Source organism: Streptomyces sp. NPDC002851, from assembly GCF_053591935.1.
Genome location: NZ_JBSFUT010000008.1, coordinates 102,080 through 127,086, shown reverse-complemented (window position 1 = coordinate 127,086; position 25,007 = coordinate 102,080). Strand labels below are relative to the sequence as shown.

Genomic DNA, 25,007 nt, shown 5'->3' with positions numbered 1-25,007 from the left:
TGGTCCCCGTCGCGACGGCACTGGTAGCCGCGGGTGTTCAGCGGCGATGGAGGCGCAGCAGGAGGCGGCGGGGGGTGAGGACGGTGCCGAGGGCGGTGGGGCGGGGGTCGGACCGGGGGTGGATACGGAGGGTCCAGCGGCGGGCGATCGTGGCGAGGGCGAGGGTGGCTTCGGCCATTCCGTAGTGGTCTCCGATGCAGGTGCGTGGCCCGGCGCCGAAGGGTACGAAGGCCCCGCGGGGAAGGCTCTGGGCTCGGTGCGGGAGCCAGCGGTCGGGGTCGAAGGTGTGTGGGTGGGGGTAGACGTCCGGGTGGCGATGGACCGCGGCGCCGCAGAACAGGACGGTCGTGGCGCGGGGCAGTTCGGCGGAGCCGAGCCGGACCGTCGTGGTGGTGCTGCGGGGCATCAGCCAGGCGGGCGGGTAGAGGCGCAGGGCCTCGGTGAGGACACGGGTGGTGTGGGGGAGCCGCCCCAGGTGCTCCCACCGGACCGACGGGAGAGCGTCGGCTTCGGCATGGAGGCGGTGTTCGGCCTCCGGGTGGTGGGAGAGGAGATACAGCGTCCAGGAAAGCAGCGAGGCGACGGTGTCCGATCCCGCGATGATCATTGGCACGAGCTGCTCGCCGCGCTCCCGCTCGGTCATGGCGGGGCAGTTGCCCCGGGGTGTCGTCAGGGCGGTGAACAGGGCGCTGCTCTCCTGGCTCGCGCCTGATGCGCCGCTGTGCAGCAGGATGTCGCGGGCGCGTTCCAGGGCCCGCATCAGCTGCGGGTGCCGGATGAACGGCAGCGGCAGGCGCTCCAGTGGTGCGGGGAGGAGGAAGCCGGGCAGGAAGCCCCGCAGCCCGGTGGCGAGCGCCTGCCGGAACTCGCGTACCGCGTCAGGGCCTGGGCTCAGGGCGAGGAGCGTGCGGCAGACGGTGCGCAGGGAGGCGTCGAAGAGCACCGGGAAGGCGTCGAGGACCTGGCCTTCCGACCACCGGGACGTGGCGGCCTCGAACTCGTCGGCCATGACCGCGCTGAAGTCCTCGATGCGGCTGCGGCGGAAGGCGGGCTGCGTCAGGCGCCGCTGCCTGCGGTGGTCCTGCCGGGTACACAGCGGCAGGGGGTTGCCGGCGACCGCCCGTACCTTGGTGTAGAGGGTGCCGTCCTTGTCGAAGGTGCGGTCGTCGGTGAGGACCTGCCAGAGCAGCTCTGGGTGGCACGGCACGTAGGCGCGCGCGGGGCCCAGGCGGATCTCCACGAGGTCGCCGTGCGCGGGGAGTGAGCCGGCGAACGCGATGGGATCGCGTAGCACGGCCCAGAGGTGGCCTAGACCGGGGAGCGCGCCGGGTGCCGGTACCGCTCCGGGAACCCGTACCGTCATCGGGCGTTTCTTCCGTGCAGCGGCCCCGCGTCGAGATCGGGAATGCGGGGACCGGGGAGCCGTGGCGTGGCCGTGTCGCGGCGGATCGCGTGGGCGATGGGGCGGGCCTCGATGCCCGCTTGGTGGAGGGCGCCGTTGAGGGGGTTGGTGAAGCCGGTGAAGTAGAGGTGCGGGGCTGCGGGATGGGTGCGGGCTCCGTGGACGGCCGGGTAGCCGTCAGGGGTGAGGATGCCGTCGAGGTCCGGCAGGAGTGGGTGGAGAGCGGGGCGGTAGCCGGTCGCGGCGATGACGGCGTCGGGCGTCAGACGCGAGCCGTCGGCAAGGAGTACCTCCGGGCCGTCGAAACCCTCGACCGCCGCTACGGGCCGGACCCGTCCCGAGCGCACAGCCGCCACGAAACCGTGGTCAAGGACCGGATTCACCCCCTCACGAAGGTTACGGCTGTAGACGCCGACGCGTGGGCGCGGCAGCCCGTACGGGCTCAGGTCCGGAACCGAGAGGCGTTGTGTCAGAAGGGAGAGGCGGTCGCGCCATCCGATCGGCAGACGATCCATCAGCCGGCCCGCCGCGGACCACCGGCTGCTGGAGCGCGGGAGAATGTTCGGTGGCGTGCGCACGGAAAGCCACACCTTCTTGGCCCCGCTGTCCGCCAGGGCCGTGGCGATTTCGGTACCGCTGTTCCCGGCGCCCGCTACGAGCACCGTACGACCTGTGTAGGCAGCGGGGTTCCGGTACTCGGCGGCGTGCGCCAGTGTGCCGGTGAACGCATCGCGTCCCGGCCACTCCGGCAGGTACGGGGTGTGGCAGCGGCCGGTGGCCACCACGACCGCGCGAGCCGCCACGACGTCGGCGCACGTACGCACCAGCCAGCGCGCCCCCGGGCCTTGCGTCATCGGGCCTTGCGCCCCCGGGCCCGGCGCGGCCGGTTCGATCCGGCGCACCCGACTCCCAAGGCGCACATCCAGCTCGTAGTGGCCGCGATACCGCTCCAGGTACCGTACGAAATCGTCCCGGCCCACCCAGGGTCCGTACCGCCACGGCATCGCGAGCCCAGGCAGTTTGGACGAGCCCCGCGTGGTGTGCAGCCGCAGATGGTCATAGCGCCCGGCCCAGCTCGCGCCGACGCGGTCCGAGCGCTCCAGGACGACGACGGGAACGTTCGCCCGGCGCAGCATGGCCGCGACCGCGAGTCCGTACGGTCCCGCTCCGATGACCACAGCCGCCAGTTCAGGATGGGTGTGTGGGTATCCAGGCATCGCCGCCTTCAACGAAGCCGGTCCCCGCGGGTCACTGACCGTCAACCCGCATACGCACGGTCTTCTCCGGACGCGATCGGTCCGTGGACGCATCGCGTGACGCGGGGGCACCCAGCTCGTTGGGGCCGGGCGATGACGACTTACCCCCGCTCTTCCGCCCCCGCTCCGGCCGTGGTCATCGGCGCCGGACCCAACGGCCTGGCCACCGCCGCCCTGCTGCGCCGTGCGGGCATCCCCGTGGTCGTCCTTGAGCGCTCCGAGGCCCTCGGGGCCACTTGGCGATCCCAGCACGATCACCTGCGTCTGAACACCACGCCCTCCTTCTCCAGCCTCCCAGGGCTCCGACTGCCCCGGGCATACGGGCCCTGGGCGACGCGGGACGATTTCGTGCGCTACCTGGAGCGCTACCGTTCCCACCACGAACTCGATGTCCGCCTCAACACTCCAGCGGCCCGGATCGAGCCCTGCGGCGAGGACGACTCCCGGGCGGTGCGTTGGCGGGTGCAGACACCGGGCGGGCCGATCGCGGCCTGCGCGGTCGTGGTGGCCACCGGCCGCTGCCACACCCCGTACCTGCCGGAGTGGCCGGGACGCGATGCGTTCACCGGCACATTCGCTCACGCCGCCGAGTACCGCAACCCCGCCCCGTATCGCGGGTGTTCGGTACTCGTCGCGGGCTCGGGCAACACGGGCACCGAGATCGCCACCGCCCTGGCGGGCAACGGAGCCGCACGCGTGTGGCTGGCCGTACGTACCCCGCCCACCATCCTGCCCAGGGACATCAGCAGGCTCTACCGCGCGGGCGCGTTCGCCCAGCGCATCCCGACGGCCTGGGCCGACGGGACGGTACAGCTGCTACAGCGGGCCCTTGTCCCCGACCTGACCGGGTACGGTCTGCCCCGGCCCCGGAGCGGAGCGTTCACCCGTAACCTTCGTGAGGGGGTGAATCCGGTCCTTGACCACGGTTTCGTGGCGGCTGTGCGGTCGGGGCGGGTCCGGCCCGTAGCGGCGGTCGAGGGCTTCGACGGCCCGGAGGTACTACTGGCCGACGGCTCGCGTCTGACGCCCGACGCCGTCATCGCCGCGACCGGCTACCGCCCCGCTCTCCGCCCGCTCCTGCCGGACCTCGACGGCATCCTCACCCCTGACGGCTACCCGGCCGTCCACGGAGCCCGCACCCATCCCGCAGCCCCGCACCTCTACTTCACCGGCTACGCCAACCCCCTCACGGGACCGATGCGCGAGGGACGCGTCGAAGCCCGCGCCATCGCGCGCGCCCTCCGGCGTACGGTCGGATAGGACCTGATCAGAGACGACCGGACCCGGTCGAGGAGCCGCGCATCGCCGGTCACCACAGGCCACCGGCGAACGGCGTCGTCTGCCATTGGGCGAGGGCTGGTTGCAGGTATTCCAGCAGTTGGGGCAGTTGCGGTGCGAGCGCGAAGGCGGAGACGGCCCGCAGCATCCCCACGGCGTTCACGAAGCGCAGGACGTCCTCGTCCAGCGGCCTCATGCCCGCGCGCCGCGCGCCGCGGTTGTAGGCGGATGCGAGGTCGGGCCCGAGAGAGGCCAGATCCCACTCGACGGGGCCCAACGTCACCAGCTCGAAGTCGGCGTAGCGGTTCCCGTCCACCCCGGGGAAGATGTTCGCGGGCGGGGAGTCGCCGTGGATCGGCTGGAGTTCGATCCCCGGGAACGCTTCTTCGAAGGCCGTGCGTGAGCGCACGAGCGGTTCCAGGACCTGCCACTCGCGGCGCGCGCGGTCCAGCTCGGCCGCACCGACGAGACCGGGGAGCCTGTCGAGCAGGACCAGGCTCTCCGTAATGAACTGCGGGTCGGCTGCGGACAGAAACGACAGACGGCCCGGGTAGGCGCGCATCGCGGCGTGCAGGACGGCAACGCTTTCGGAGTTCGCCACATAGTCGGGCTCTTGGGACCGGTCTTCGTCGACGAACTGCCAGAACGTCATCGAGAACCCGTCGCGCTGAACGGCTTCGGGTGGCACGAGAGGGCTGGGCGGGATCACGGGCGTTCCCTGGCCCGCGAGCCACCGCGTCACGTTCAGTTCCGTCCGCTGGCGTCGTGCGAGGGCATCAAGGTCTTCGTGGTGCGGCAGGACGGTCGGAATCCGGGCCACGACCGGCGAGGGCGCGAGGTGGACCACGACGGAGAAGAGGTCATGGAGCACCCTGGCGTCGGTCACGGTGAGTCCGAGGGCGCGCCCTGCTCCGACAGCCGCGTCGACTGCGGCGGCAGTGCGGTGGGCGATGTGTTGTGGCGTCAGGAAGGTGGTCATGGCTCGGTCCTTCGGTGTGGGGTGTGGTGTGTCAGCGCCTGCGGCCACCACGCAGCTCAAGGCGTTCGCCCGGGAACCGTGCGCGGAAGCCGCGGTCGTGCGAGACCGCGACCACCGCTCCCGGATACGCCGCGAGTGCCGCCTCCAGATCCTCGACCAGGTCGAGCGCGACGTGGTTCGTCGGCTCGTCGAGTACGAGCAGGTCCGCGGGCCGCGTCACCAGGCGCGCGAGCTGCAGCCGCCGCTGCTGTCCCGCGGACAGCGCCGCGACCGGGACGTGCAGGTCCTCCTCACGGAACAGCCCCAGCGCAAGGAGCTGTTCGGCGTACTCCTCCGGCAGTCCGGTCCGCCCGCCCGCGAAGGCGGCGAGCAGCGGCAGCCGCGTGGAGTGCGTCGGCAGCTCCTGCGGCAGGTACCCGATCCGGGCCGGGCGGCGTGCCGTGCCCGCATCCGGCTCCAGGTCGCCCGCCAGGACGCGCAGCAGCGTCGTCTTGCCCGCACCGTTCTCGCCCGTGACAAGGAGCCGTTGCCCGGGCCCGATCGCCAACGGCCCGTCCAGGCGGAGCCGGTCGCCGACCGCTACGCCGTCGAGCTCGGCAATGGGGCACCCCGTGCTGGGGCGAGGGCGAGGCCGAGAGCCGGGGCAGGCGCGCTCGCCGGGATGCTCGGCGCCCGCCGCCGACAGCACCGCGGTGAACCGCAGCGGTTCGGGCGGCGCCGCGACCGGGTTGCGCTGCAGGTGGGCCAGCCGCTCCCGGACCGCCCGCACCTGTCCGCCGAGCTTCGCCTCGTGGGAGCGGCGGTGCTTGCCGAACCCCTGCCGGGGGTCCTTGCCGGTGGTGGCAAGCCGCTTCCCGGCGGCCTGAAGCAGTTCCTCGGTACGGGCCACCTCCTGGAGCCAGTCCGCGTACTCCTGCTCGGCGCGGCGTCGGGCGGAGGCCTTCGCGGCGCGGTAGCCGGGCAAGCCGTCGCCGTACCGGTGCACTGTGCGCGCGTCCCGGTCGACCTCAAGGATCGTGGTGGCGACGCGCTCGAGGAAGCCGCGGTCGTGGGTGACCGCGACGACGGTGCCGCGGTGCGCGCGCAGATGGTCCTCGAGCCAGCGCACGGCCGCCGCGTCGAGGTGGTTCGTCGGTTCGTCGAGGAGCAGCAGCTCGGGGGCGGCGGCAAGCACGCAGGCGAGCGCGAGCCGGGACCGCTCGCCGCCGGAGAGCGAGCCGAGCACGCGGTCGCGGGTGATCGTGGCGAGGCCCAGCCCGTGCAGGGCGGCGTCGACGCGGGCGTCCGCCGCGTAGCCGCCGCGTTCCTCGTAGGCGGTCAGCAGCTCGCCGTACGCGGCGAGTTCGTCCTCCGTCGCCTCGCCGAGGAGCTCCTCCGCCGTGCGCAACCGTCGCTCCATGGCGCGCAGTTCGGCGAGGGCGAGGTCGACGGCGTCCTGCACGGTGCAGTCCAGGTCGAGAACGAGGGTTTGGGCGAGGTGACCGGTGCCGCCGGGGAAGCTGACGGTGATCTCCCCGGCGTCCGGCGCTTCGGCCGCGGCCAGCAACCGCAGCAGGGTGGACTTGCCGGAGCCGTTCTCGCCGATGACGGCGGCCTTCTCACCCGGGCGGACGGTGAAGGAGACCTGATCGAGGATGGTCCGGGTGCCGTAGGACTTGGTGACGTCCTTGACGGACAGCTGCGCCACGGCAGCGGGCACAGCGGTATGGGCGCGTTCGCGCATGTGACTTTCCCTGGGGATGCGAAGGGTCTACGGGCAGCAGAAACGGCGGCGTCGGCCGTGCCCGGACTCAGAGAAAGCAGAAGGAAGCCATGCGCCCACCATAACAAGACGATGCGTCTCGTCTCTAGTCGTGCACCCGACGAAGTCCGTGATCCGCGCCACCTGCCCGGGCTCCCCATCTGGTGGTTGCCGCGGTACGTGGCGTACGTGGCCTCGGGCCCAGAGGGCGTGAAGCGGATACGGAACGACGTGCCCCGGCGAGGCTGATCATGCCCGTCGGGTATCGGGGCAGGGTCGGTCCCCGTTGTGCCGTGCGTCGGCCGCGTAGGTCCAGAAGTCCCGCATCACCGCGGGGAATTCCGCCGCCCCGGTCAGTTCGCGCTGGGTCATCAGGATCGTGACCGCGTCGGTGGCCGGGACGAGGTGCGCGGCCGTGCCGAGGCCGCCGATCCAGCCGTAACGGCCCGGCACATTCCAGGAGTTGAGGGGTGGCGAGACGTCGACGGAGCCGCCGAAACCCCAGCCCTGACCGTCGAGGAACAGGGTGCTGTCCGCGCGTTGCGCGGCGGTGAGGTGGTCGGTGGTCATCAGGCGCACCGACTCGACCGAGAGCACGCGGCGGGCGCCGTACTCACCCCCGGCGAGCAGCATGCGGGCGAACGCACACCAGTCGTCGACGGTCGACACCAGGCCGCCCGCGCCAGAGGGGAACGCGGGCGGTCGGCTCCACTGCCCCCCGGGGGCGTCCACAAGGTCAAGGCCGCCGCTGCCTGCCCCGCCCGCCCGGTAGTAGTCGGTGAACCGGTCGAGCTTCCCGGCCGGTACGTGGAACGCCGTGTCGACCATGCCGAGCGGCACGAACAGCCGCTCCGCGAGGAACTCTGGCAACGGACGGCCCGAGGCCCTGGCGACCAGGACGCCCTGGATGTCCGAGCAGGTGTTGTAGAGCCAGGCCGCACCTGGCTGATGCAGCAGCGGAATCCGGGACAGCGTCGCCATCCACTCATCCGGCGCGACCACCAACTGCGGCTGCGGCGGCCCCTGGTACAACTCGCTGACCAGCGCGGCCACCGCGGGCAGTGCGAAGTCCGGCGCGAAACCGTATCCCGCGCGGAAGGTGAGCAGGTCCTGCACCGTGATCGGCCGCTCGGCAGGCACCACGTCGTCCAGCGGGGACTGCGGGGTGCGCACCACCATCGGGGCGGACAGCTCCGGCAGCCAGGTGGAGACCGGGGCGTCGAGGGTGAGCGTGCCGTCGTCGACCAGCGTCAGCACCGCCGCGGCCACGACGGGCTTGGTGAGCGAGGCGATCCGGAAGATCGAGTCCCGCGTCATGGGCCGGTGCCCGTCGAGGTCCGCCGACCCCGCGGCGGCCACCTCGACCCGCTCGCCCCGCGCCACCAGGGCGACCGCTCCGCACAGCGACTCCTCGGCGACATGCGAGGCAAGGAGGCTCTGAAGGTCCTGTCGGCGGCTCAGTCGGCGGCTCATAGGTCTCGCTTCCTCGCGGCAGTTATCGGCCCCAGGTGCGTGGCGGATGGGTTCCCCACTACGCACATACATGCAGACCCCCGTCGCGACGAGAAGTAATCGCCGCGGCGAGAGACGATGGCAACCACCACCGTCCCTCGCCGCAGTGCGGGTGCGGGTGCGTGTGCCGGTCCTGGGCGTCGGTCGCGGCACCGTGAATCAGCCGGGCAACCTTACGAGCCGAGCGGTCGTCGTGTGCCTCAAATGCTGAACTTCCGGCCCGCGTTGGGTGAGGTAGTGCAACTTCGCTGGACAGAAGACACACCTGGGTGATTAGCATCCGGGCTCAACTCAATTCCAACAACTCGACGAAAGGGAGCCGTTGTGTCTGACGAGCAGGTCACTTCTTCGGTCCAGGACCGGTACGCCCCGCAGTTCGCACAGGAGCTGGCACGGAACGAGCAGGAACAGAAGGAACTTGAAGAGCGCCTCCGCCAACTGCGCGAGGACCACACGACGTTGAGCGGTCTGCTCGCGGCCCTCGGCCACGAGACCACACCGCGGGAAGAGCCCGTCGCAACCCCGGAGACGGTGACCGACGAGGCCAAGGTCACCGCGGAGTCCGTCCCGCAGCAGCGGCGGAGCCGTAAGAAGGCGGCGGCGAGCACCGACACGGAGCCGAAGCGGGCGAAGAAGTCCGCAGCCGCAACCAACGCGGCACCCGAAACGAAGGCCACCGGCGCGAAGGGGTCCGCGGGCACGAAGAAGGGCGGCAGCGCGAAGAACGTCGCCGCGCCGAAGAGCGCGGCCGCCAAGAAGAGCACCGACGCCAAGAGCACCAATGCCAAGGAGGGCGACGCCCCGAAGGCCGGTCGGGGACCCACGCTGCAGGACGTCGTCTCCGGCCTCCTGGACCAGCATGCGCCGGAACGGCGCACGGTGCGCGAGATCTTCGACGAGCTGAAGCAGAAGCACCCCGAGCGCGCGTCCAGCACGCAATCGGTGCGCAACGCGCTCAACGGACTGCTGCGCAAGGGCGCGATCGAACGCGAGGAGAAGCAGGGCGCGGTGTGGTTCGGCGTCGCGACGACCGGCTCCTCCGCCGCCACGCCCGCAAGCGCCGTTCCGACGACGCCCGAGTCGGCCACCACCACCGACTCGGCCACCACCACCGAGTCGACCAGCGAGAAGACGCAGGCAGAGACCAACTCGTAAGTGGAGACGTGGCCTTGTCGCACCTGCGGCCCTGCGACCCTGCGGCCCTGCGGACGATGCACGCCCGCGGCGCGGCCCCGTGCCTCGTACGCCCTCTGCCCCGTAGGCCTGTTGCAGCACTCTGCCGGGTACAGTCGCGGCAAACCTGGTCGGCTGCTGAGGGGAGCGGTGTGAGCGCGCGGATACACCTACGCGGTTGGTGGGGGTACCTCGCGTGCCTGTGGGCGAGCCTCTTTGGCGGGCTTCACTTCTACTGGGCCCTTGGTGGTGACTGGGGTCTGAGCGTTTCGGCGGGAGACAGACTGGCCGCTGAACGGCCGATCTGGTTCGTCGTCACTGGTCTGTGGGGTGTTGGGGCACTGTGCCTGGTCGGGGGCCTGCTGGGGTGGGCGCTGGCCCGCTGGCGGCTCCACGGGGTTCCTGGATTGGTGGTGAGGTGCCTGGGATGGGGGGTGGCCGCGTTGCTCCTGATCCGCGCCGTCGGCGTCGAGTTCCTCCTGCTGAGCAACGCGACCCACGTGGACACGTCCATCAGCGCCGGGCAGCGGTTCTGGACGTTGGTGTTGTGGAACCCCTGGTTCGTCGTTGGTGGTGTGGCTTTCGGGTGCGCGGCCTTCGTAGCCGGCCGACGTTCGTCCTGACCTCACCACGGTTCGTTCGCGTCGAACACGAAGGCACGCACCGGACTCAAGGTCTCGGTGCCCCGCGCAGAGGGAAGGGTGTCCGACCACCGGGCTCAGGAGTCCGGCAGCGTCAGTTCCGAGGTCTCACCCGGCTCGATGTCCACCTCGCGGCCCGGCAGTTCGATCCGGATGGGGGTGCGGTCGGAGGCCGGTACGTGGATGTGTAGCTCTCCGTGGCGTATCCGCAGTCGGACGCCCCAGTGGCCGTGGTAGCGGATGGCGAAGCCGTACTCCGACAGTTCGGGCAGCGGCACCGGGTCGAGCCACAGGGCCTGGTCCCGGGTCTCCAGGCCCGTGAGGCCGCGTTGCACCAGGTCGAGGGTGCCGGCCATGGCGCCCAGGTGGATGCCCTCGCCGGTGGTGCCGCCCTGGACGTCGGCGATGTCCCCGGCGAGCGCTTCCTGGACGTACGTCCACGCCTCGGCGCGGCGCACCCGGGCGAGCACCCAGCCGTGAACGAGGCCGCTGAGCGTGGACCCGTGGCTCGTGCGGTGCAAGTAGTAGTCCACCGTGCGCTGCCACAGGGCGTCATCGAAGTCGTACCCCAGCTGCCGGAACAGCGCCCGCAGTTCGGCGGGGGAGAAGAGGTGGCCGAGCATCAGCACGTCGGCCTGCTTGGACGCCTGGTAGCGGTTGACCGAGTCGTCCTCCGCCTCCAGGATCCGGTCCAGGCGGCGGATGTCGTCGTACCTCTCGACGTACGACTGCCAGTCGAGCTCCGCGAGGCGGCCGTACCCCTCGAACTGGCTGATCACGCCCGCGTGGAAGGGCACATACAGGGAACGGGACACGGACTCCCACAGCTCCAGCTCACCGTCGTCGAGCCCGATCCGCTCCACCAGCTCCCGCTTGCGGGGCTCCGGCAGCGTCTGCAGGAGCTCCAGGGCACGGCTGAGCACCCAGGCGGCGGTGACGTTGGTGTACGCGTTGTCGTCGAGCCCCGGCCGGTCGCTGTCCGGATAGCCGTCGTGATACTCGTCGGGGCCCACCACACCGCGGATGCGGTAGCGGCCGAGCGCCTCGTCGTACGCCGCCGAGTGCGCCCAGAAGCGGGCGATCTGCAGCACCATCTCGGCGCCCTTGGTGTGCAGGAACTCGGTGTCGCCGCTCGCCTCGACATAACGCCAGACGTTGTACGCGATGGCCGAGCCGACGTGGTGCTGCAGCCGGGAGTGGTCGGGCAGCCAGCGCCCCGAACGCGGGTTGAGGTGCAGTTCCTGGGTCTCCTCGCGCCCGTCGCTGCCGCTCTGCCACGGGAACATGGCGCCCGTGCGGCCGGCTTGCCGGGCCGCCGCGCAGGCCCGCCCGAGGCGTCGGTGCCGGTAGGTGAGCAAGGCGCGGGACACCTCGGGAAAGTGCAGGTTGAGATAGGGCAGGACGAACAGCTCGTCCCAGAAGACATGGCCCCGATACGCCTCACCGTGCAGCCCGCGGGCCGGGACGCCGACGTCGAGGTCGGCCGTGTGCGGGGACAGCGTCTGCAACACATGGAAGAGGTGCAGACACAGGATGCGTCCTGCCTCGCCCGGCACGTCGAGGTCGGCCCTGCGCCAGAGCTGGTGCCACGCGGTGCGGTGCGACTTCAGGAGCTCGTCGAAGCCGGGGGCCTCGCCCACGCGGTCGACGGAGGCCTGGAGCGGGTCGGTGATCGCCGGGTCGTGTGAGGTGTGCAGGGCCAGGGTCTTGTCGAGCGTGACGGTGGCCGCGGGCGACAGGGCGAAGCGGAACACCTGCGTCACGCGCGGTCCTTCGCGCCGGGTCTCGGCCGCCGCCGCGGCGTCGGAGGTGGTCCTGGCCGCCATGCCGATCCGGATGTCCGAGTGCCGCGTGCGGCAGCGCAGCCACACCGTGTCCGGGGCGGCCGTGCCGGTGTGTCCGTGGGTGAGGTGGCGGCCTTCCAGGTCCCGGTAGCGGGCGACGCCGCAGTTGGTGACCGTCCCGTCGAGCGCCGCTTCGACCTCGAGCTCGCAGGCCCGCTGCTCGGTGCTGAACTCCGTGCGCAGCGCGGCCAGATGAGGGTCCGCCATGTGCACGATGCGCAGCTGCCGCACCCCGATCCGCTGCCCGGACTCGTCCTCGTACCGTGTGCTGCGCTCCAGGAGGCCCGAACCCGGATGGAGGGTCAAGCGGTGTTCGAGCACCGTGGCGGTGTCCGGCGTGAGCCACGCGCCGGTGCCCTCCGGACCGCGGACGCGGAAGCGGACCGGCAGCCAGTTCGGCAGGTTGACCATGTCCTCGTTCTCGACCCGCCGACCGGACACCGTCGAGGTGAGCCGGTTGTAGCAGCCCGCGGCGTACGTGCCCGGGTAGTGCACGTCGTCGGCCGCGCACTCCGGCAGCGCGCCACGCGTGGCGAAGTAGCCGTTGCCCAGCGTGCACAGCGCTTCCCTGAGCTGTTCCTGCCCCGCGTCATATCCTTCGTACTCCCAGGTCATGGCCGTCACGACGATGTCCCTTCGACGAGCAGGTCACCGAGATCGCGTACCACGACATCGGCGCCGCGACACCGCAGTTCCTCGTCGGCGTCGGCGTCGGCGTCGGCGTCGGCGTCGGCGTCGGCATCGGCATCGGCATCGGGGCGGGACCCCCGGTTCACGCCGATGACCAGGCCGAAGCCGCCGCGTCGGCCCGCCTCGACACCCGCCAAGGAATCCTCGACGACCGCGGTGTGCTCGACGGGTACGGCGAGCCGACGGGCCGCCTCCAGGAACAGTGCGGGCTCGGGCTTGCCCGGCAGCCGGAGACGGGCGGCTTCGGCTCCGTCGACCAGTACGTCGAACAGGCCGCGGACACCGGCTTGGACGAGCAGTGCCTGGGCGTGCTTCGACGCGGAGGCCGCGGCGACCGGCACGCCCTCGCGGATCAGGACGTGCAGCAGCCGGACCGTGCCGGGATAGGCGCGGATGCCGCCCTCGCCCAGGCGCGCCACGTAGATCCGCTCCTTGGCCGCCGCCACGGTTTCCACGTCCTCCTGGCTCGGCCGCAGGCCGCGGGAGGTGAGGAACGAGGCGGCACCGTCCAGGCGGGACATGCCGTCCACGTACCGCAGGTAGTCCGACTCCGCGTCGAACGGCCGCCGCGCGTCGGGGTCGTCCGGGGGACGCTCGCGCAGGAAGGCGTCGAAGGCGGCCTTCCAGGCCGCGGCGTGGACCCGGGCCGAGTCGGTGATCACACCGTCGGTGTCGAGCACGATGGCCCGCAGGCCCCTCAGCGGCGCGGCGAGTGTGGTCATGAGGTGCGCGGTCATGAAGTCCCCTCACACGCAGGGCGGTTCAGTCGGGGAGCGGCACGACGGCCACGGGACACGAGGCGTGGTGGAGCACGGCGTGCGCGACCCGGCCGAGATGCGGGCCGACCGGACCGTGGCGGTGATGCGCGCCGATGACGAGCAGGTCCGCCGCGGCCGACCGGCGCAGGAGGACCTTGCGCGCGGAGCCCTCGACGGTGGAGCGGTCCACCTCGACCCGCGGGTGTTCCTGGACCGCGGTGTCCAGCGCCTCGTCGAGGAGCAGCGCGGCCTCCTGCTGGAGAAGGTGGGCGGGCTCTCCGACGAGCAGGGGATGATCGACCATGTCGTGCGCCGGGCCGCGATACGCGCGTACCGCCTCGAGCACGCACCCCCGGGCCTGCGCCGCACGCAGAGCGAACCCGACCGCGGCAGTGCCGGTCCCGGCGTCGCCGACGCCGAGCAGGACGCGCCGGTGCGTGCCCTCGCGGCTCTCCTCGTCGCCCCGTACGACGATCAGCGGGCAGGGGGCCCGCGCCGCCAGGGCCAGGCTGACGGAGCCCAGGAGCAGACCGGCCACCCGGCCGCGGCCGTGCTGGCCGGTGACCAGGGCGCCCGCGTCGTGTGCCGCCCGCAGGAGGGCGTCCACCGCCTCACCGGGCAGCACGGCGCCGGAGACGGCCACGTCGGGATGGCGGCGCCGGGCCCGTTCCGTCGCGGCATGGACGCTGTCCTCGGCCAAGGACTGATCGTACGGGCGGCCCGGGCTCTCGGCGAGGACCGCTCCCTGGTGCTTCTCCCACGGCGCGGCCTGGACGAGCCGTAGGGGCAGGCCATGCCGCGCCGCCTCGTCCACCGCCCAGTCGACGGCCTCGAGACTGGACTGCGAACCGTCGACACCCACGACCAGAGGGAGGGCCACGATCAGCACCGCCTCTCGCATGTGCACCGCCGTGCCGCCCGGGACGGACCGTCCTCTCCTCCCAGCGTGACACCGCGGAGGGGTAGGCCGCAGGGCGTGCTCGTCCGCGGGCCCGGGACAGTCGGCCACCTGCCCGAGCGCCGGCGCCGGTGCTCGGGCGGCCGACCCCGGAAGGGATGGTCAGATCACCGGTGGCCCCGCCTCGATGCGGCGCAGGACTGGGGGCAGGCGGTACAGGTCGGGACCGGTCTGGACCTGTCGCTCGTCCCACCAGGTGGCGCCCGCGTCGCGCAGCGGACCGATGGCGTCCCTGGCCTTGGCAGCGTCCGGAGGCGTGGCACCGCCGAGCACGAACTCGAAGGGGCGCTCGGCCTCGGTCCCAGCCGTACGGTGTTCGCGTACGTAGCCGACAAGATCCCGGACCTCCGCCACATCGGGCACCTGCCCATGCCGGGCCGATTCGAACAGCGGCACCGCGCCGTCCCACCGCGCTGCCCGCCGCATGGGCGGACGACTCGGCCAGAACCCGCCGATCCACACCGGCGGGCCGGGCCGCTGCACGGTGGCAGGCAGCAGTGTCACGTCCCGTACCTCGTAGTGCCGACCGTGGTGGTTCACCGGCTCGCCGGACCAGAAGCGCCTCAGCAGGTCCAGTCCCTCGTCAAGGCGCTCGGCGAGGAGGCGTGGTTCGGCGGTGTCGCCGAAGCTGCGGTATTCGTCCTCGATCGGACCGCCCAGGCCGGCGGCGAAGATGGCCCGGCCGTTGCTGAGGTGGTCCAGGGTGGCTACCTGGCGGGCGAGTTGCTGCGGACGGTAACGGGGCACGGGCGTGAGCAGGGTGCCCAGCCGGATCCGGGAGGTCGCCAGCGCGGCCGCGGTCAGCAGCATCCAGGGGTCTGCGAAGGGACGCCCCTGGTGCTGCCGGTGCAGTACGTGATCCCAGACGAAGAGCCCGTCCCAGCCGGCCTGTTCGGCGGCAGCCGCCACGGTCGCGACGTTACGAGGGTCGGCGAAGTCACCGAAATTGGGGATGTTGATGGAGAAGCGCATTCCAGCAGGATGCGCAGCTGTCCGCACAGGGGCAATCGCATTCGGACCCCGGCGGCTGCACGGCAGGGCTGCTCGCGCTACCGCGCCCATTCCTCCGGATGCCCGCCGGTCTTGGTCCGGCAGGCCGGGACGGGCAACATGGCCGACGCGCTCGCCACCCACTGGGTACGGGCCGGGCACGAGGTGAGGTGACCATCGGGGGGCGGGACGCACACAAGGCGGAGCGGCTCGCGTCGCGCATCGGAGGCAGCGCGAAGCCGACCAGCCTCCGCGCGGCGGCCGAGTCCGGCCAAGTGGTCTTGGCTGCGCTGCCTTTCGGGGCTGCGGCAGCGCACGCATCCAGCATCATGCGGCGGCAGTAGCCCTCCGGCTGCCCGCCCCGCCCCGCCCCGTCCCTCCAGCCAGGCCGGCACCGGCAGCAGCGGCCGGATGACCATCGGAACGGCAACAGTCACCGACTACGTTCCTGGAGCGTCTGCGTCCTGCGTCCTCCGTCCTTCTCCGTGGGTGCCGAGGACCGTGTCCAGGACCTCGCCGACCACGCGCTCGCGGTCGACGCCGACGACCGTTTGTACCTCGGGTTCGTCGGACGTACCGGCGAGCCCGTTGCCCCGCCGGTCGACCACCGTCACGCCGCGGGTGTGCTCCCCGCGCAGCTCGACGTGGACGGGACCGGTCAGCACCTGTGTCGCCACGGGCGGGTGGGTGAGCACGACGGCGGCCGTGGGGTCGTGCAGCGGGAAGCTTCGGCGGCCGTACCGCTCGCCGTAGAAGCCGATGTACTGCCGCAGCGCTTCCCGTACGAAGACGCCCGCAGGGGACGTGGCGGCCTCGATGCGCTCCAGTTCCGGCGGTGTCAGCCAGGTGCCCATCGTCGCGTCCACGGTCACCAGGGTGAGCGGCCACCCGGCGGTGAGGACCAGCTCGGCGGCCTCCGGGTCGTGCCGGATGTTCGCCTCGCCCAGGGGCGTGACATTGCCCGGCTCGACGACCGCGCCGCCCATCACCACGACCTCCCGCAGCAGGCGGGGCAGCCGGGGTTCGAGCAGCAGGGCCAGGCCCAGGTTGGTGAGCGGGCCGGTGGCGAGGAGCGAGCACTCGCCGGGGTGCTCACGCGCGATCCGTACGATCTGCTCGGCCGCCGATTCGGGTACCGGGCGACGCCCTGGCACCGGTGGGACCGCCTGTCCACCGATCCCGTCCTTGCCGTGCACCGCGTCGCTGTACGCCACCGGCTGTGCCATCGGACGCCGGGCGCCGACGGCGACCGGGGTGTCGGGCAGTCCGGCCAGGTCGAGGAGGTGCAGGGCGTTGTACGCGGCCTGTTCGGCATCGGTGTTGCCGTGCACGGTGCCCACCGCGCGGATCTCCGTGGTGCCGGTGCCCGCCAGGTACAGCAGGGCCAGTGCGTCGTCGATGCCGTAGTCGCCGTCGAGCACGATCGGCGTCCGTGTCCGTGGCCGTGGCCCGTGGTCCCGGCCGGGTGTGCCGGAGTGGTTCATGGCGATGCCTTCCGTTCGGACAGTGCCTTCCGCAGGACGATGCGGGTCAAGGTCATCGTCAAGTACTGGTTGGACAGCGGCTGTCGGACCCTGAACACCTGGAGGGTGGCATCTCCGGAGTCCGGACATGCCGGAACCCTATGCCCGTACACCGGGACCGGGTGGAGAGGTCATGTGGACCGAACAGTCCGGGAAGCCCGGTCGGCAGTCCGCAACGGTCCTAGGGTCGGCCCGAGGGAACCGGGTGCGAGCTGGTCCGGTAGCGGCTGCGGAATTCGGCGAGGAGCACGTCGGTCGCCTCGGCTCCGGCGCTCACGGCGGCGTGGACGTCTCGGAAGTAGTTCTCGTAACCGGCGGGGGTGTAGAGGCACAGGGCGCGTGCGGGGACCGTACCCGCGTTGCGGAAGCCGTGTGGGGTGCCGCGGGTGGCGGCGAGCAGATGCCCGGGGCCGGCCGTCACCTCGCCGTCTCCGGTGTGGAGCGTCAACTCGCCCTCGAGAACGTAGAAGTACTCGTCGTGTGCCTCGTGCACGTGTGGTCTGGCGCCGATGGTGCCGGGGGCGAGGCTGAACTCCTCGAAGGCGAAGTGCCCGCCCGTGTGTTCGCCGGTGAGCCGGAAGAAGTGCGCGACACCGGCGACATCGATGAGTTCGCCGTCCTCGGGGCGGCGCAGCAGCGGATGGCCGCCCACGGGTGTCTGGGCCTGATCACCTGTCATGGGGGCATTGTGCCCCAGAGGCCGGCCTGTGTGTCATGTCCATCCCTGTGTGGGATGTTTCCCTGAGGCCGGGGCCTACGGGGAGCTTCAGCGTCGCGGCCTGGACCTGCTCGGCGACAGGGAAGGCTCCTTCACACCGAGCCGGACGACCTCAACCACGATCACACCTTCACGTGGACGAAGCCGAAGCCGGTTTCATACATCTGACTCGCTTACGTCTGGCGCGCATACATCTGGCTCGAACGCCGGGTTCTTTTCGAGTAATGCGTGGGCCTGCCGGACGTCGGGGAGCACGTCCGTGATCGCCCGGAGATTCCCCTGCGCCGACCCACTCCTGAAGGTCCGTTCGTACGCCTGTGGAGTCAGCCCGGCCCGTACCACAGCCTCGATCCGGTCGACGTCCCCGCGCTCGCCCGCCGGCAGCGGCACCCCGGCCGAGACACGCGCCGCCGCGGCCGCGCCGAGCAGGTAGGCCGCCCTCTCGAGATCCCCCGCCAGTGCCTCAGCCCCGGCCAGGCCCTCGAAGGCCAGCGCGAGCGCCCGCGGATCCCCGGTACGACGGGCGTGCACAAGACCCTCCCGGTGCAGTTCCCGGGCGGCCTCGCCGTCCCCGCGCTGCTCGGCGATGAAGCCGAGCTCGGCGAGGATGAACGCCACCCCGTGATCGCCCTCCCACCGGCGGCACCAGTCGAGCCAGGCGAGCAGATGCCGCTCGGCCACCTCGAACCTGCCTCGGCGCCGGGCCACCAGGCCCAGGCCCACCTCGGCGAACTCCTCGCCGCGTCGATAGCCGTGCGCCACGGCAAGCTGCCTGGCCCGTTCGTGGAGCTCCTCGGCGCGCTCCAGATCCCCCATGATCAGCGCGGTGCGGCCCAGGCGGGCCAGCATCTTGGCCGCGTCGTGCCACAGCTCGAGCTCGGTGGCGAGCCGGTGCCCCTCCTGCCGCAGGCGCTGCGCCGTACGGTAGTCACCGGCCGCCTCCGCCAGATCCCCGAGCGTGCAGGCGGCCTGCAACTGCCCCCACCCGTCGCCCAGTTCGCCGAACAGCTCCCGGGCGCGCCGGGCATCCGCGCCTGCCCGGACCTGCTCGCCCTGGTACAGCAGCACCTCGGCACGGACCGCGAGCGCCGCCGCGGCACCCCAGCGATCCCCGAGCGCGTCGAAGTCGGCGTACGCCCGATCGGCCAGGCCGTACGTCACCGCGGCATCCCCGAACCCGGTCCTGCCCAACGCGACGAACCACCGTGCCCGCGCCCGCCCCGCCGGATCCTTGACACCGTCGTCGTATGCCGCCAACACGGCCTCGCCGTCTCGGGCACCACCGGCACCACCGGCACCACCGGCCTCGCCGTCCTGGGAATCACTGGCCTCACCACCCGGGGAACCGACGGGCCCGTCACTTGGGGAACGGCCGTGCCCACCACCCGGGGAACCGCCAGGCCCACCACCCGGGGAACCGCCGGGCCCACCGCCAAGCTCACCGCCGGGCTCACGCGTATCGAACAGCATCAGCGACATGCCCGCCCGCCAGGACCGCGCCGCAGCCCTGCCCCGCCCGGGCGCGCCGCCCACCGCGAGCGCCAGGTCGAGCGAGCGCCGCGCCTCGGCGAACCGGCCGCGCAGAAACCAGAACCAGGCGAGTCCGTTCACCAGCCGCAGCGCCGACCCGGCGTCCTCACGCCGTACGGCATACGCGAGCGCCCCCCGTACGTTGGCTGCCTCGGCGTCAAGGCGCCCCAGCCATACCCGCTGCTCGGGCCCCCGCAGTCGCTCCTCGGCCCGCTCCACGACCTCGACGTAATAGGCGAGATGACGCTCCCGGGTGAGCCGCTCCTCCACCCCATCGGCGTCCCCGGCCTCGGCGAGCCGTTCCGCACCGTAGGCCGCCACGGTCTCCAACAGCCGGTAACGGCCCTCCCGTTGACCCACCAAGGACCGGTCGACCAGGCGCCCGAGCATCTCGAGCACCTCCTTGCGCCGCACCCGCCCACCGGCACACACCGCCTCCGCGGCCGCCAGCGTGCAGCCGTCGGCGAAGACGGCCAGGCGGCGCAGCACCACCTGCTCCGCCTCGCCGAGCAGCCCCCAGCTCCAGTCGAGCGCCGCGCGCAGCGTGCGCTGCCGTGACGGCGCGCCCCGCAGCGTCGCGGTCAGCACCCGGAACCGGTCGTCGAGCCGCTCGGCCAGCTCGGCCACCGGCATGACCCGCACCCGAGCCGCGGCCATCTCCAGAGCGAGCGGAATGCCGTCCAGGCGGCGGCAGATCGTGGCGACGGCCGCCGCGTTGTCCGGCCCGAACCGGAAGGCGGGGTCGGCGGCCGTGGCCCGCGCCACGAAGAGCCGCACCGCGTCCGACTCCCCGAACCGGTCGAGCTCCGACTCTCGGAACCGGTCGGCTTCCGGCTCTTGGAATCGGTCGGTTTCCGGCTCTTGGAATCGGTCGGGATCTGACTGTCGGACCCGGTTGGTTTCCGGCTCTTGGAACCGGTCGGGATCTGACTCTCGGAACCGGTCGGTGCCCGACTCCCCGAACCGGCCCGCGTCCGGCCCCGGCAGCCCCAACGGCGCCACGGGCCAGAGGCGTTCACCGATGACCGCGAGCGGCTCCTGGCTGGTGGCGAGCACCCGCAGTCCGGGCGCGGTCCGCAGCAGCCCCGCCGCAAGCTCCGCCACCGGCTCGACGACATGCTCGCAGTTGTCCAGGACGAGCAGCATGTTTCGGTCCGCCAGTGCGTCGGCGAGCCGTCCGGGCACCGAGCGTTCCGGTGCGCGCAGCTCTTCGCGCAGCCCGAGCACCGCCGCGACCGCCTCGCGTACCTCCGCACCGGTACCGGCCGAAGCGAGCTCCACCAACCAGACCCCGTCCGCGAAGTCCCCGGCACGGCCCGCCGCCGCCTCCAGCGCGAGCCGCGTCTTGCCGACCCCGCCCGTTCCCGTCAACGTCACCAACCGCTCCGACGCCAGCAGCGCGCCGATCTGCCGCGCCTGACGCGCACGCCCGACCAGCTCGGTCAGCTGCGCGGGCAGGTTGCCGCGCCGATGAGGCCCGGACGTCGGCGGATTGCGGCGGTGCCGCCGCGGTGCGGGCACCAGAGCGCCGTCCTGCCGCAGAATCGCCTCGTGCAGCGCGGCCAGCTCACGCCCCGGATCCACACCGAGCTCGTCGCGCAGCCGCGTCCGCACCTCGCCCAGACTCGCCAGCGCCTCGTCCTGCCGCCCGGCCAGATACAGCGCCCGCACCTGCGCGGCCCGCAGTCGCTCCCGCAACGGATGTGTGGCCACCCACGCCCCCAACTCACCCGCGACGACGGCATGTTCACCGAGCTCGAGCCGAGCCTCCGCCCGCTCCTCCACCGCCACAAGCCGCCGCTCCTCGAGCCGCTGCGCCTCGGCCCGTACGAACTCCGCGTCGGCGTGGTCCGCGAACGCCACCTCGTCCCGCCACAGCCCCAGGGCCTCGCCCAACAGACCGGCCCTGGCCCGCGGTTCACTGCCCGCCGCCGACGCCCGGCCGAGCAGCGCCTCGAACTTCCCGGCATCCACCGCGTCGTCGTCCACCCGCAGCAGATACCCCGGCCGCCGGGACTCGACCAGCTCGCGGCCGCCCGGCTCCGCCTCCTCAAGTACGCGCCGCAGCAGCGACACCTTGGACCGCAGCGTGCGTACGTCATGGGCCGGAGGAGCGTCGCCCCACAGTGCATCGATGAGCCGGTCCACCGGCACGGCACGGCCCCGGTGCACGAGCAGCACGGTCAGCAGCGTACGAATCCGCGCCTCGGGCACCCGGACGGCCCGCCCGTCCGACGTCCACACCTCCAGGGGCCCCAGCACTTTGAAACGCACCCGGCCACGTTACCCATAGCCCGACCACAACGTTTCCGCAGCCCAACCGGAACCCACCCCGAGCACACTCACCCCATGACAACCCCACAGAACAGCACCCCGAACAGCACCCCGAACAATCCCCAGAAGAACACCGCGACCAATACTGCCGCCAATACCGCAACCAACACCGCGGATAACAACCGGACCACCAAGGCCAAGGAACCCGTCACCGTCCTGGGCCTGGGCCTGATGGGCACAGCACTGGCCACCGCCTTCCTCGAAGCGGGCCACCCCACCACCGTCTGGAACCGCACCCCCGGCAAGGCCGACGCCCTGGCCGACCTCGGCGCCGTCCGCGCCCACACGCTGTCCGAAGCTCTGCGCGCAAGCCCGCTGATCGTCGTCTGCCTCAGCAACGCCACCGCCGTACGCGACACCCTCACCCCCCACCACACCGACCTCAACGGCCGCACCCTCGTCAACCTCACCTCAGGCACCTCCGAGGAGGCCCGCGCCCTGTCCACCTGGGCAGGGGAGGACACCGCCTACGTCGACGGCGCGATCATGGCAACGCCCGACGTCATCGGCCGCCCCGAGGCGTTCCTCCTGTTCAGCGGCGCGACGGAGCCCTTCGAACGGCACCGCGACACTCTCCAACGCCTCGGCTCCGCCACCTACTTCGGCACCGACCCGGGCCTCGCCGCCCTCTACGACGTGGCCCTGCTCGGCGTCATGTGGGGCACCCTCAACGCCTTCCTCCACTCGGCCGCCCTGCTCGGCGCCGCCAAGGTCGACGCCACCGTCTTCGCCCCGTTCGCCACCCAGTGGCTCACCAGCGTGACCGGCTTCATCGACGCCTACGCCGCCCAGATCGACCGCGGCAGCTACCCCGCCGACGACGCCACCCTGGAAACCCACCTGGCCACCATGAAGTATCTCGTACGCGAGAGCGCCGCCGCCGGCATCGACACCGACTGGCCCGCCCGCATCCAGGCCCTGACCGAACGCACCATCAACATGGGCCACGCGGGGACCAGTTACGCCAGCCTCATCGAAACTTTCCGGGACAAGCCCTGAAAAGATAAAAACGACAAAAATGAAAAGTCGGGGCGAGTCAGGCAGCAGTGCGCAGATGTGCGGCGGCCCGTTCCGCCGCGTGGACGACGGCTTCGGTGTTCACGCCGACCAGCTCGCCGCCGGTCTTGCGGAGTCGGCCGTCCACGTACACGTCGGTGACGTTGAGCGGCTGGCCGTTGAGCACGATCTGGCTTGTCCAGTCGAAGCGGGGCGCGAAGTTGAGGGTGCCCGGGTCGAGGATGAGGACGTCGGCGCGCTTGCCGGGGGACAGCGAGCCCACCTGGTCGGCCATGCCGATGGCCTCGGCGCCGCCCATCGTGCCCATGCGCAGCACGGCGGGGAGCGTCGGGTGGATCGCGGGGTCCTCGTGCACGGCCCGCTGGAGGCCGACGGCGGCCTTCATGAGGGCGAACATGTCGGAGGTGTCGTTCGTCCCGCCGTCGTGGCCCAGGCCCGACTTGACCCCGGCCTTGTGCAGCTGCGGCAGGGGCATGACACCCGAGGCGAGACGCATATTGCTCAGCGGACAGTGCGCGACCCGCACGTCGTGGTCGCCGACGAGCGCGATCTCCTCGCGGCTCAGGTGGATCGAGTGGTTCATCAGCAGGCCGGGCCCGAACGCGCCGATCTCGCGCAGGGCCCGGATCTGCTCGTCGTTGCGGTCGGTGCGGTGCTCCAGAACGTGCGAGTTGAGCATCAGGCCGAGATCCTGCGCCTGTTTCCAGGAGGCGCGCAGCGCGTCGACGGCTGCCATCCGCGCATGCACCGCCACCTGGGCGGCGGCCAGCGGCAGCGGATCGAGGAGCTTCTCCTTGACGGTACGGACCTGTTGCTCCTGGCCCTCGAACGTGGCCATGGCGTAGACGAAGCGCAGCCCCGCGTCGTCCAGTGCCTGCACATAGCGCTCGCTCGTCGCGTACGGGATCGGGTGCACCCAGTCGACAAGGGTGGTCACGCCCGCCTGGAGCGCGTCGAGCGCGGAGAGGTGGACGAAGGCGTACATGTCCTCGGCGTCGATCTTCGGCAACGTCGCCTGGTTGCAGGCCCTCAGCCAGCCGACCAGGTCCTGGTCCGAGCAGCCGCCCCTGATGCTGGACTGCCACAGGTGGTTGTGGATGTCGACGAACCCCGGCAGCACGAACCGGCCGGACACGTCCCGGACCCGGGCGCCCTGCGGCGCCCGCAGGTCCTTGCCGACGCCTTCGATCGTGCCGTTCCGGAGCAGCACGTCGGCGTCTTCGACCAGGCCCAACTCTCCGTCGCCGAGCCGTGGATCCATGGTGAGGACGAGCGCGGCGCCCCGGAGGAGGGTGGTCCGCCCCGGCCCTTCGACCGAGGCCGCTGACGCTCCCGTGGCCGCTGTCGCCCCTGTGGCCGCGGCAGCTCCGGGAAGTGTGGCCAGGGAGAGGCCGCTGGCTCCGGCGAGGACGCGTCGACGGCTGAGGTAGCTGAATTTCTGCGGAGTCATTGCCGTGTTGTACCGCCAGGTGCCCCGCCGTCGGCAGACCACATTCAGCCCATGATCGATCAACTGCCCGCTTCGTCCCTATCGCGGTGCGTTCGTGAGATCCACGCGCCACGCATCAAGATGATCTCATGCTCAAGATCTACTTCCCGTGCGGTGCGCGTGTGGGACGTCAGGCCGCCGCGGCGCGGAAGACGCTGGGGCTCAGGCCCCGGTGGCGTTTGAAGGCGGCACTGAAGCCGAAGGCATCTGCGTAGCCGACGGACTTGGCGATCTGGGCGATGGCGAGGTCGGTGTCGGACAGGAGTGCCTCGGCCTCGTCCATGCGGCATTCGGTGAGGTAGGTCAGCGGCGGGCGGCCCATCACCTCGGTGAAGCGTTTGGCGAAGAGCGCCCGGGAGACACCGGATTCGGCGGCGAGCGCCGCTACCGTCCACCCCTTGGCGGGCCGGGCGTGGAAGGCATGGAGGGCGGGGGCGAGGATCGGGTCGGCCAGGCCGCGATACCAGCCGGGGGCGTCCGAGCCCGCCTGGTCGAACCAGGTGCGCAGCGTGCACACCAGGCCCCAGTCCAGGAGCCGGTCCATCAGGGCCTGCGAACCGGCCGAGCGCAGGGCGGCGTCGGCGGCGGCCGTCTCCAGCCAGGCGCAGACCTCGGTGTCCTCGTTGACCACCAGCACGGGTGGCAAGGCGCGGAGCAGCCGTTCATGGCGGTGGCCCGAGGCGCGGTAGGCGCCCACGATCAGTGCGGTAGCTCCGTCCGGACCGCTGCCCCAGCGGATGCCGCCGAGCTCCTGGCCGGTGCACTCGACATCCTCTGTGAAGCACGCGATTTCGTACTCGACATGGGGGCGGTTGAGGGTGGCCGGCCGGTCCGCGAGGTGGAACGGCTCGGGGCCGCGCACGATGGCCGTATCGCCGACGCCGACCGCCTGCTCGGCGCCGTCGGGCAGCAGCAGGGTGCCACCGCCCCGCAGCACGCTGACCATGGTGAGCGGTGCGCCGTCGGCGAAGCGGATGGTCCAGGGCGCTTCAAGGACGGCGTAGCTGACGACCGAGCCTTCGGCCCGGATGCCGCTGAGCAGAGAACTCAAGGGATCCACGGGCGCCATCGTAGACGAACTCCTATGCAGCGGAGCGTTTCTCCCATGGATCATCTACTTGATCACGGCTGTACTGGACTGGTCCAACTGACCGGGACCAGCCAGGAGAAGAAT

Annotated in this window: 18 protein-coding genes and 1 pseudogene; 5 read left to right on the top strand and 14 right to left on the bottom strand. The window is 71.7% G+C overall.

Going from position 1 to position 25,007, the window contains the following annotated elements:
* Nucleotides 1–37: 37 nt before the first annotated feature.
* Together ACWD10_RS11430 and ACWD10_RS11425 are read right to left on the bottom strand one after the other, a co-directional pair.
* Nucleotides 38–1,363: a cytochrome P450 gene (locus ACWD10_RS11430; protein WP_451089461.1), complete on the bottom strand. Its 1,326-nt coding sequence runs from the start codon at nucleotides 1,361–1,363 to the stop codon at nucleotides 38–40.
* Nucleotides 1,360–2,619 carry a flavin-containing monooxygenase gene (locus ACWD10_RS11425; protein ID WP_451089459.1) on the bottom strand — a complete coding sequence of 420 codons (1,260 nt, stop codon included), beginning with the start codon at nucleotides 2,617–2,619 and terminating at the stop codon, nucleotides 1,360–1,362. The genes ACWD10_RS11430 and ACWD10_RS11425 overlap by 4 nt, the downstream gene beginning before the upstream one ends.
* Before the next feature lie 132 nt (nucleotides 2,620–2,751).
* On the opposite strand from ACWD10_RS11425, the gene ACWD10_RS11420 reads away from it, so the two are divergent.
* On the top strand, nucleotides 2,752–3,918 hold the full coding sequence (locus tag ACWD10_RS11420; RefSeq protein ID WP_451089457.1) for a flavin-containing monooxygenase: 1,167 nt from the start codon (nucleotides 2,752–2,754) through the stop codon (nucleotides 3,916–3,918).
* Between the two features lie 49 nt (nucleotides 3,919–3,967).
* Here ACWD10_RS11420 and ACWD10_RS11415 read toward each other — a convergent pair whose 3' ends face one another.
* The 3 genes from ACWD10_RS11415 to ACWD10_RS11405 form a co-directional block, all read right to left on the bottom strand.
* Entirely contained in the window at nucleotides 3,968–4,915 is a 948-nt protein-coding gene (locus tag ACWD10_RS11415; RefSeq protein ID WP_451089455.1) for a phosphotransferase, read from the bottom strand.
* A gap of 31 nt (nucleotides 4,916–4,946) precedes the next feature.
* A complete protein-coding gene (gene abc-f / locus ACWD10_RS11410; protein WP_451089453.1) occupies nucleotides 4,947–6,638 on the bottom strand; it encodes a ribosomal protection-like ABC-F family protein in 1,692 nt (563 codons plus the stop codon).
* A 267-nt stretch (nucleotides 6,639–6,905) separates the two neighbouring features.
* Entirely contained in the window at nucleotides 6,906–8,129 is a 1,224-nt protein-coding gene (locus ACWD10_RS11405; protein ID WP_451089451.1) for a serine hydrolase domain-containing protein, read from the bottom strand.
* Between the two features lie 363 nt (nucleotides 8,130–8,492).
* Here ACWD10_RS11405 and ACWD10_RS11400 point away from each other — a divergent pair, with 363 nt between their 5' ends.
* Entirely contained in the window at nucleotides 8,493–9,323 is an 831-nt protein-coding gene (locus ACWD10_RS11400) for a hypothetical protein (protein ID WP_451089449.1), read from the top strand.
* 56 nt (nucleotides 9,324–9,379) lie between these two features.
* Nucleotides 9,380–9,964: a DUF3995 domain-containing protein gene (locus ACWD10_RS11395; RefSeq protein WP_451089447.1), complete on the top strand. Its 585-nt coding sequence runs from the start codon at nucleotides 9,380–9,382 to the stop codon at nucleotides 9,962–9,964.
* Between the two features lie 95 nt (nucleotides 9,965–10,059).
* Here ACWD10_RS11395 and ACWD10_RS11390 read toward each other — a convergent pair whose 3' ends face one another.
* The 4 genes from ACWD10_RS11390 to ACWD10_RS11375 form a co-directional block, all read right to left on the bottom strand.
* Nucleotides 10,060–12,450: a glycoside hydrolase family 65 protein gene (locus tag ACWD10_RS11390; protein ID WP_451089445.1), complete on the bottom strand. Its 2,391-nt coding sequence runs from the start codon at nucleotides 12,448–12,450 to the stop codon at nucleotides 10,060–10,062.
* On the bottom strand, nucleotides 12,447–13,253 hold the full coding sequence (locus tag ACWD10_RS11385) for an HAD family hydrolase (RefSeq protein WP_451089443.1): 807 nt from the start codon (nucleotides 13,251–13,253) through the stop codon (nucleotides 12,447–12,449). Before ACWD10_RS11385 ends, ACWD10_RS11390 begins: the two co-directional genes overlap by 4 nt.
* A 25-nt stretch (nucleotides 13,254–13,278) precedes the next feature.
* The gene (locus tag ACWD10_RS11380; protein WP_451089442.1) at nucleotides 13,279–14,175 is read right to left on the bottom strand and encodes a universal stress protein; all 897 of its coding nucleotides are present in this window, start codon (nucleotides 14,173–14,175) and stop codon (nucleotides 13,279–13,281) included.
* Between the two features lie 159 nt (nucleotides 14,176–14,334).
* Nucleotides 14,335–15,204: an LLM class flavin-dependent oxidoreductase gene (locus ACWD10_RS11375; protein WP_451089440.1), complete on the bottom strand. Its 870-nt coding sequence runs from the start codon at nucleotides 15,202–15,204 to the stop codon at nucleotides 14,335–14,337.
* Nucleotides 15,205–15,342: 138 nt separating this feature from the next.
* Here ACWD10_RS11375 and ACWD10_RS11370 point away from each other — a divergent pair.
* A pseudogene (locus ACWD10_RS11370) lies at nucleotides 15,343–15,533 on the top strand (NAD(P)-binding domain-containing protein); the annotation flags it as partial.
* A 129-nt stretch (nucleotides 15,534–15,662) separates the two neighbouring features.
* On the opposite strand, the gene ACWD10_RS11365 reads toward ACWD10_RS11370, so the two are convergent.
* From ACWD10_RS11365 to ACWD10_RS11355, 3 genes are all read right to left on the bottom strand, one after another.
* Entirely contained in the window at nucleotides 15,663–16,706 is a 1,044-nt protein-coding gene (locus tag ACWD10_RS11365; protein WP_451089438.1) for a nucleoside hydrolase, read from the bottom strand.
* A 220-nt stretch (nucleotides 16,707–16,926) separates the two neighbouring features.
* Entirely contained in the window at nucleotides 16,927–17,424 is a 498-nt protein-coding gene (locus ACWD10_RS11360; protein WP_451089436.1) for a cupin domain-containing protein, read from the bottom strand.
* Between the two features lie 195 nt (nucleotides 17,425–17,619).
* Nucleotides 17,620–21,267, bottom strand: coding sequence for a BTAD domain-containing putative transcriptional regulator (locus ACWD10_RS11355; protein WP_451089434.1), 3,648 nt, complete (start codon nucleotides 21,265–21,267; stop codon nucleotides 17,620–17,622).
* Nucleotides 21,268–21,342: 75 nt separating this feature from the next.
* On the opposite strand from ACWD10_RS11355, the gene ACWD10_RS11350 reads away from it, so the two are divergent.
* Entirely contained in the window at nucleotides 21,343–22,326 is a 984-nt protein-coding gene (locus tag ACWD10_RS11350; RefSeq protein WP_451089432.1) for an NAD(P)-dependent oxidoreductase, read from the top strand.
* Nucleotides 22,327–22,363: 37 nt separating this feature from the next.
* On the opposite strand, the gene ACWD10_RS11345 is transcribed toward ACWD10_RS11350, so the two are convergent.
* Together ACWD10_RS11345 and ACWD10_RS11340 are read right to left on the bottom strand one after the other, a co-directional pair.
* Nucleotides 22,364–23,794, bottom strand: coding sequence for an amidohydrolase family protein (locus tag ACWD10_RS11345; RefSeq protein ID WP_451089430.1), 1,431 nt, complete (start codon nucleotides 23,792–23,794; stop codon nucleotides 22,364–22,366).
* Between the two features lie 169 nt (nucleotides 23,795–23,963).
* Nucleotides 23,964–24,893, bottom strand: coding sequence for an AraC family transcriptional regulator (locus ACWD10_RS11340; RefSeq protein WP_451089428.1), 930 nt, complete (start codon nucleotides 24,891–24,893; stop codon nucleotides 23,964–23,966).
* Between the last annotated feature and the right edge of the window lie 114 nt (nucleotides 24,894–25,007).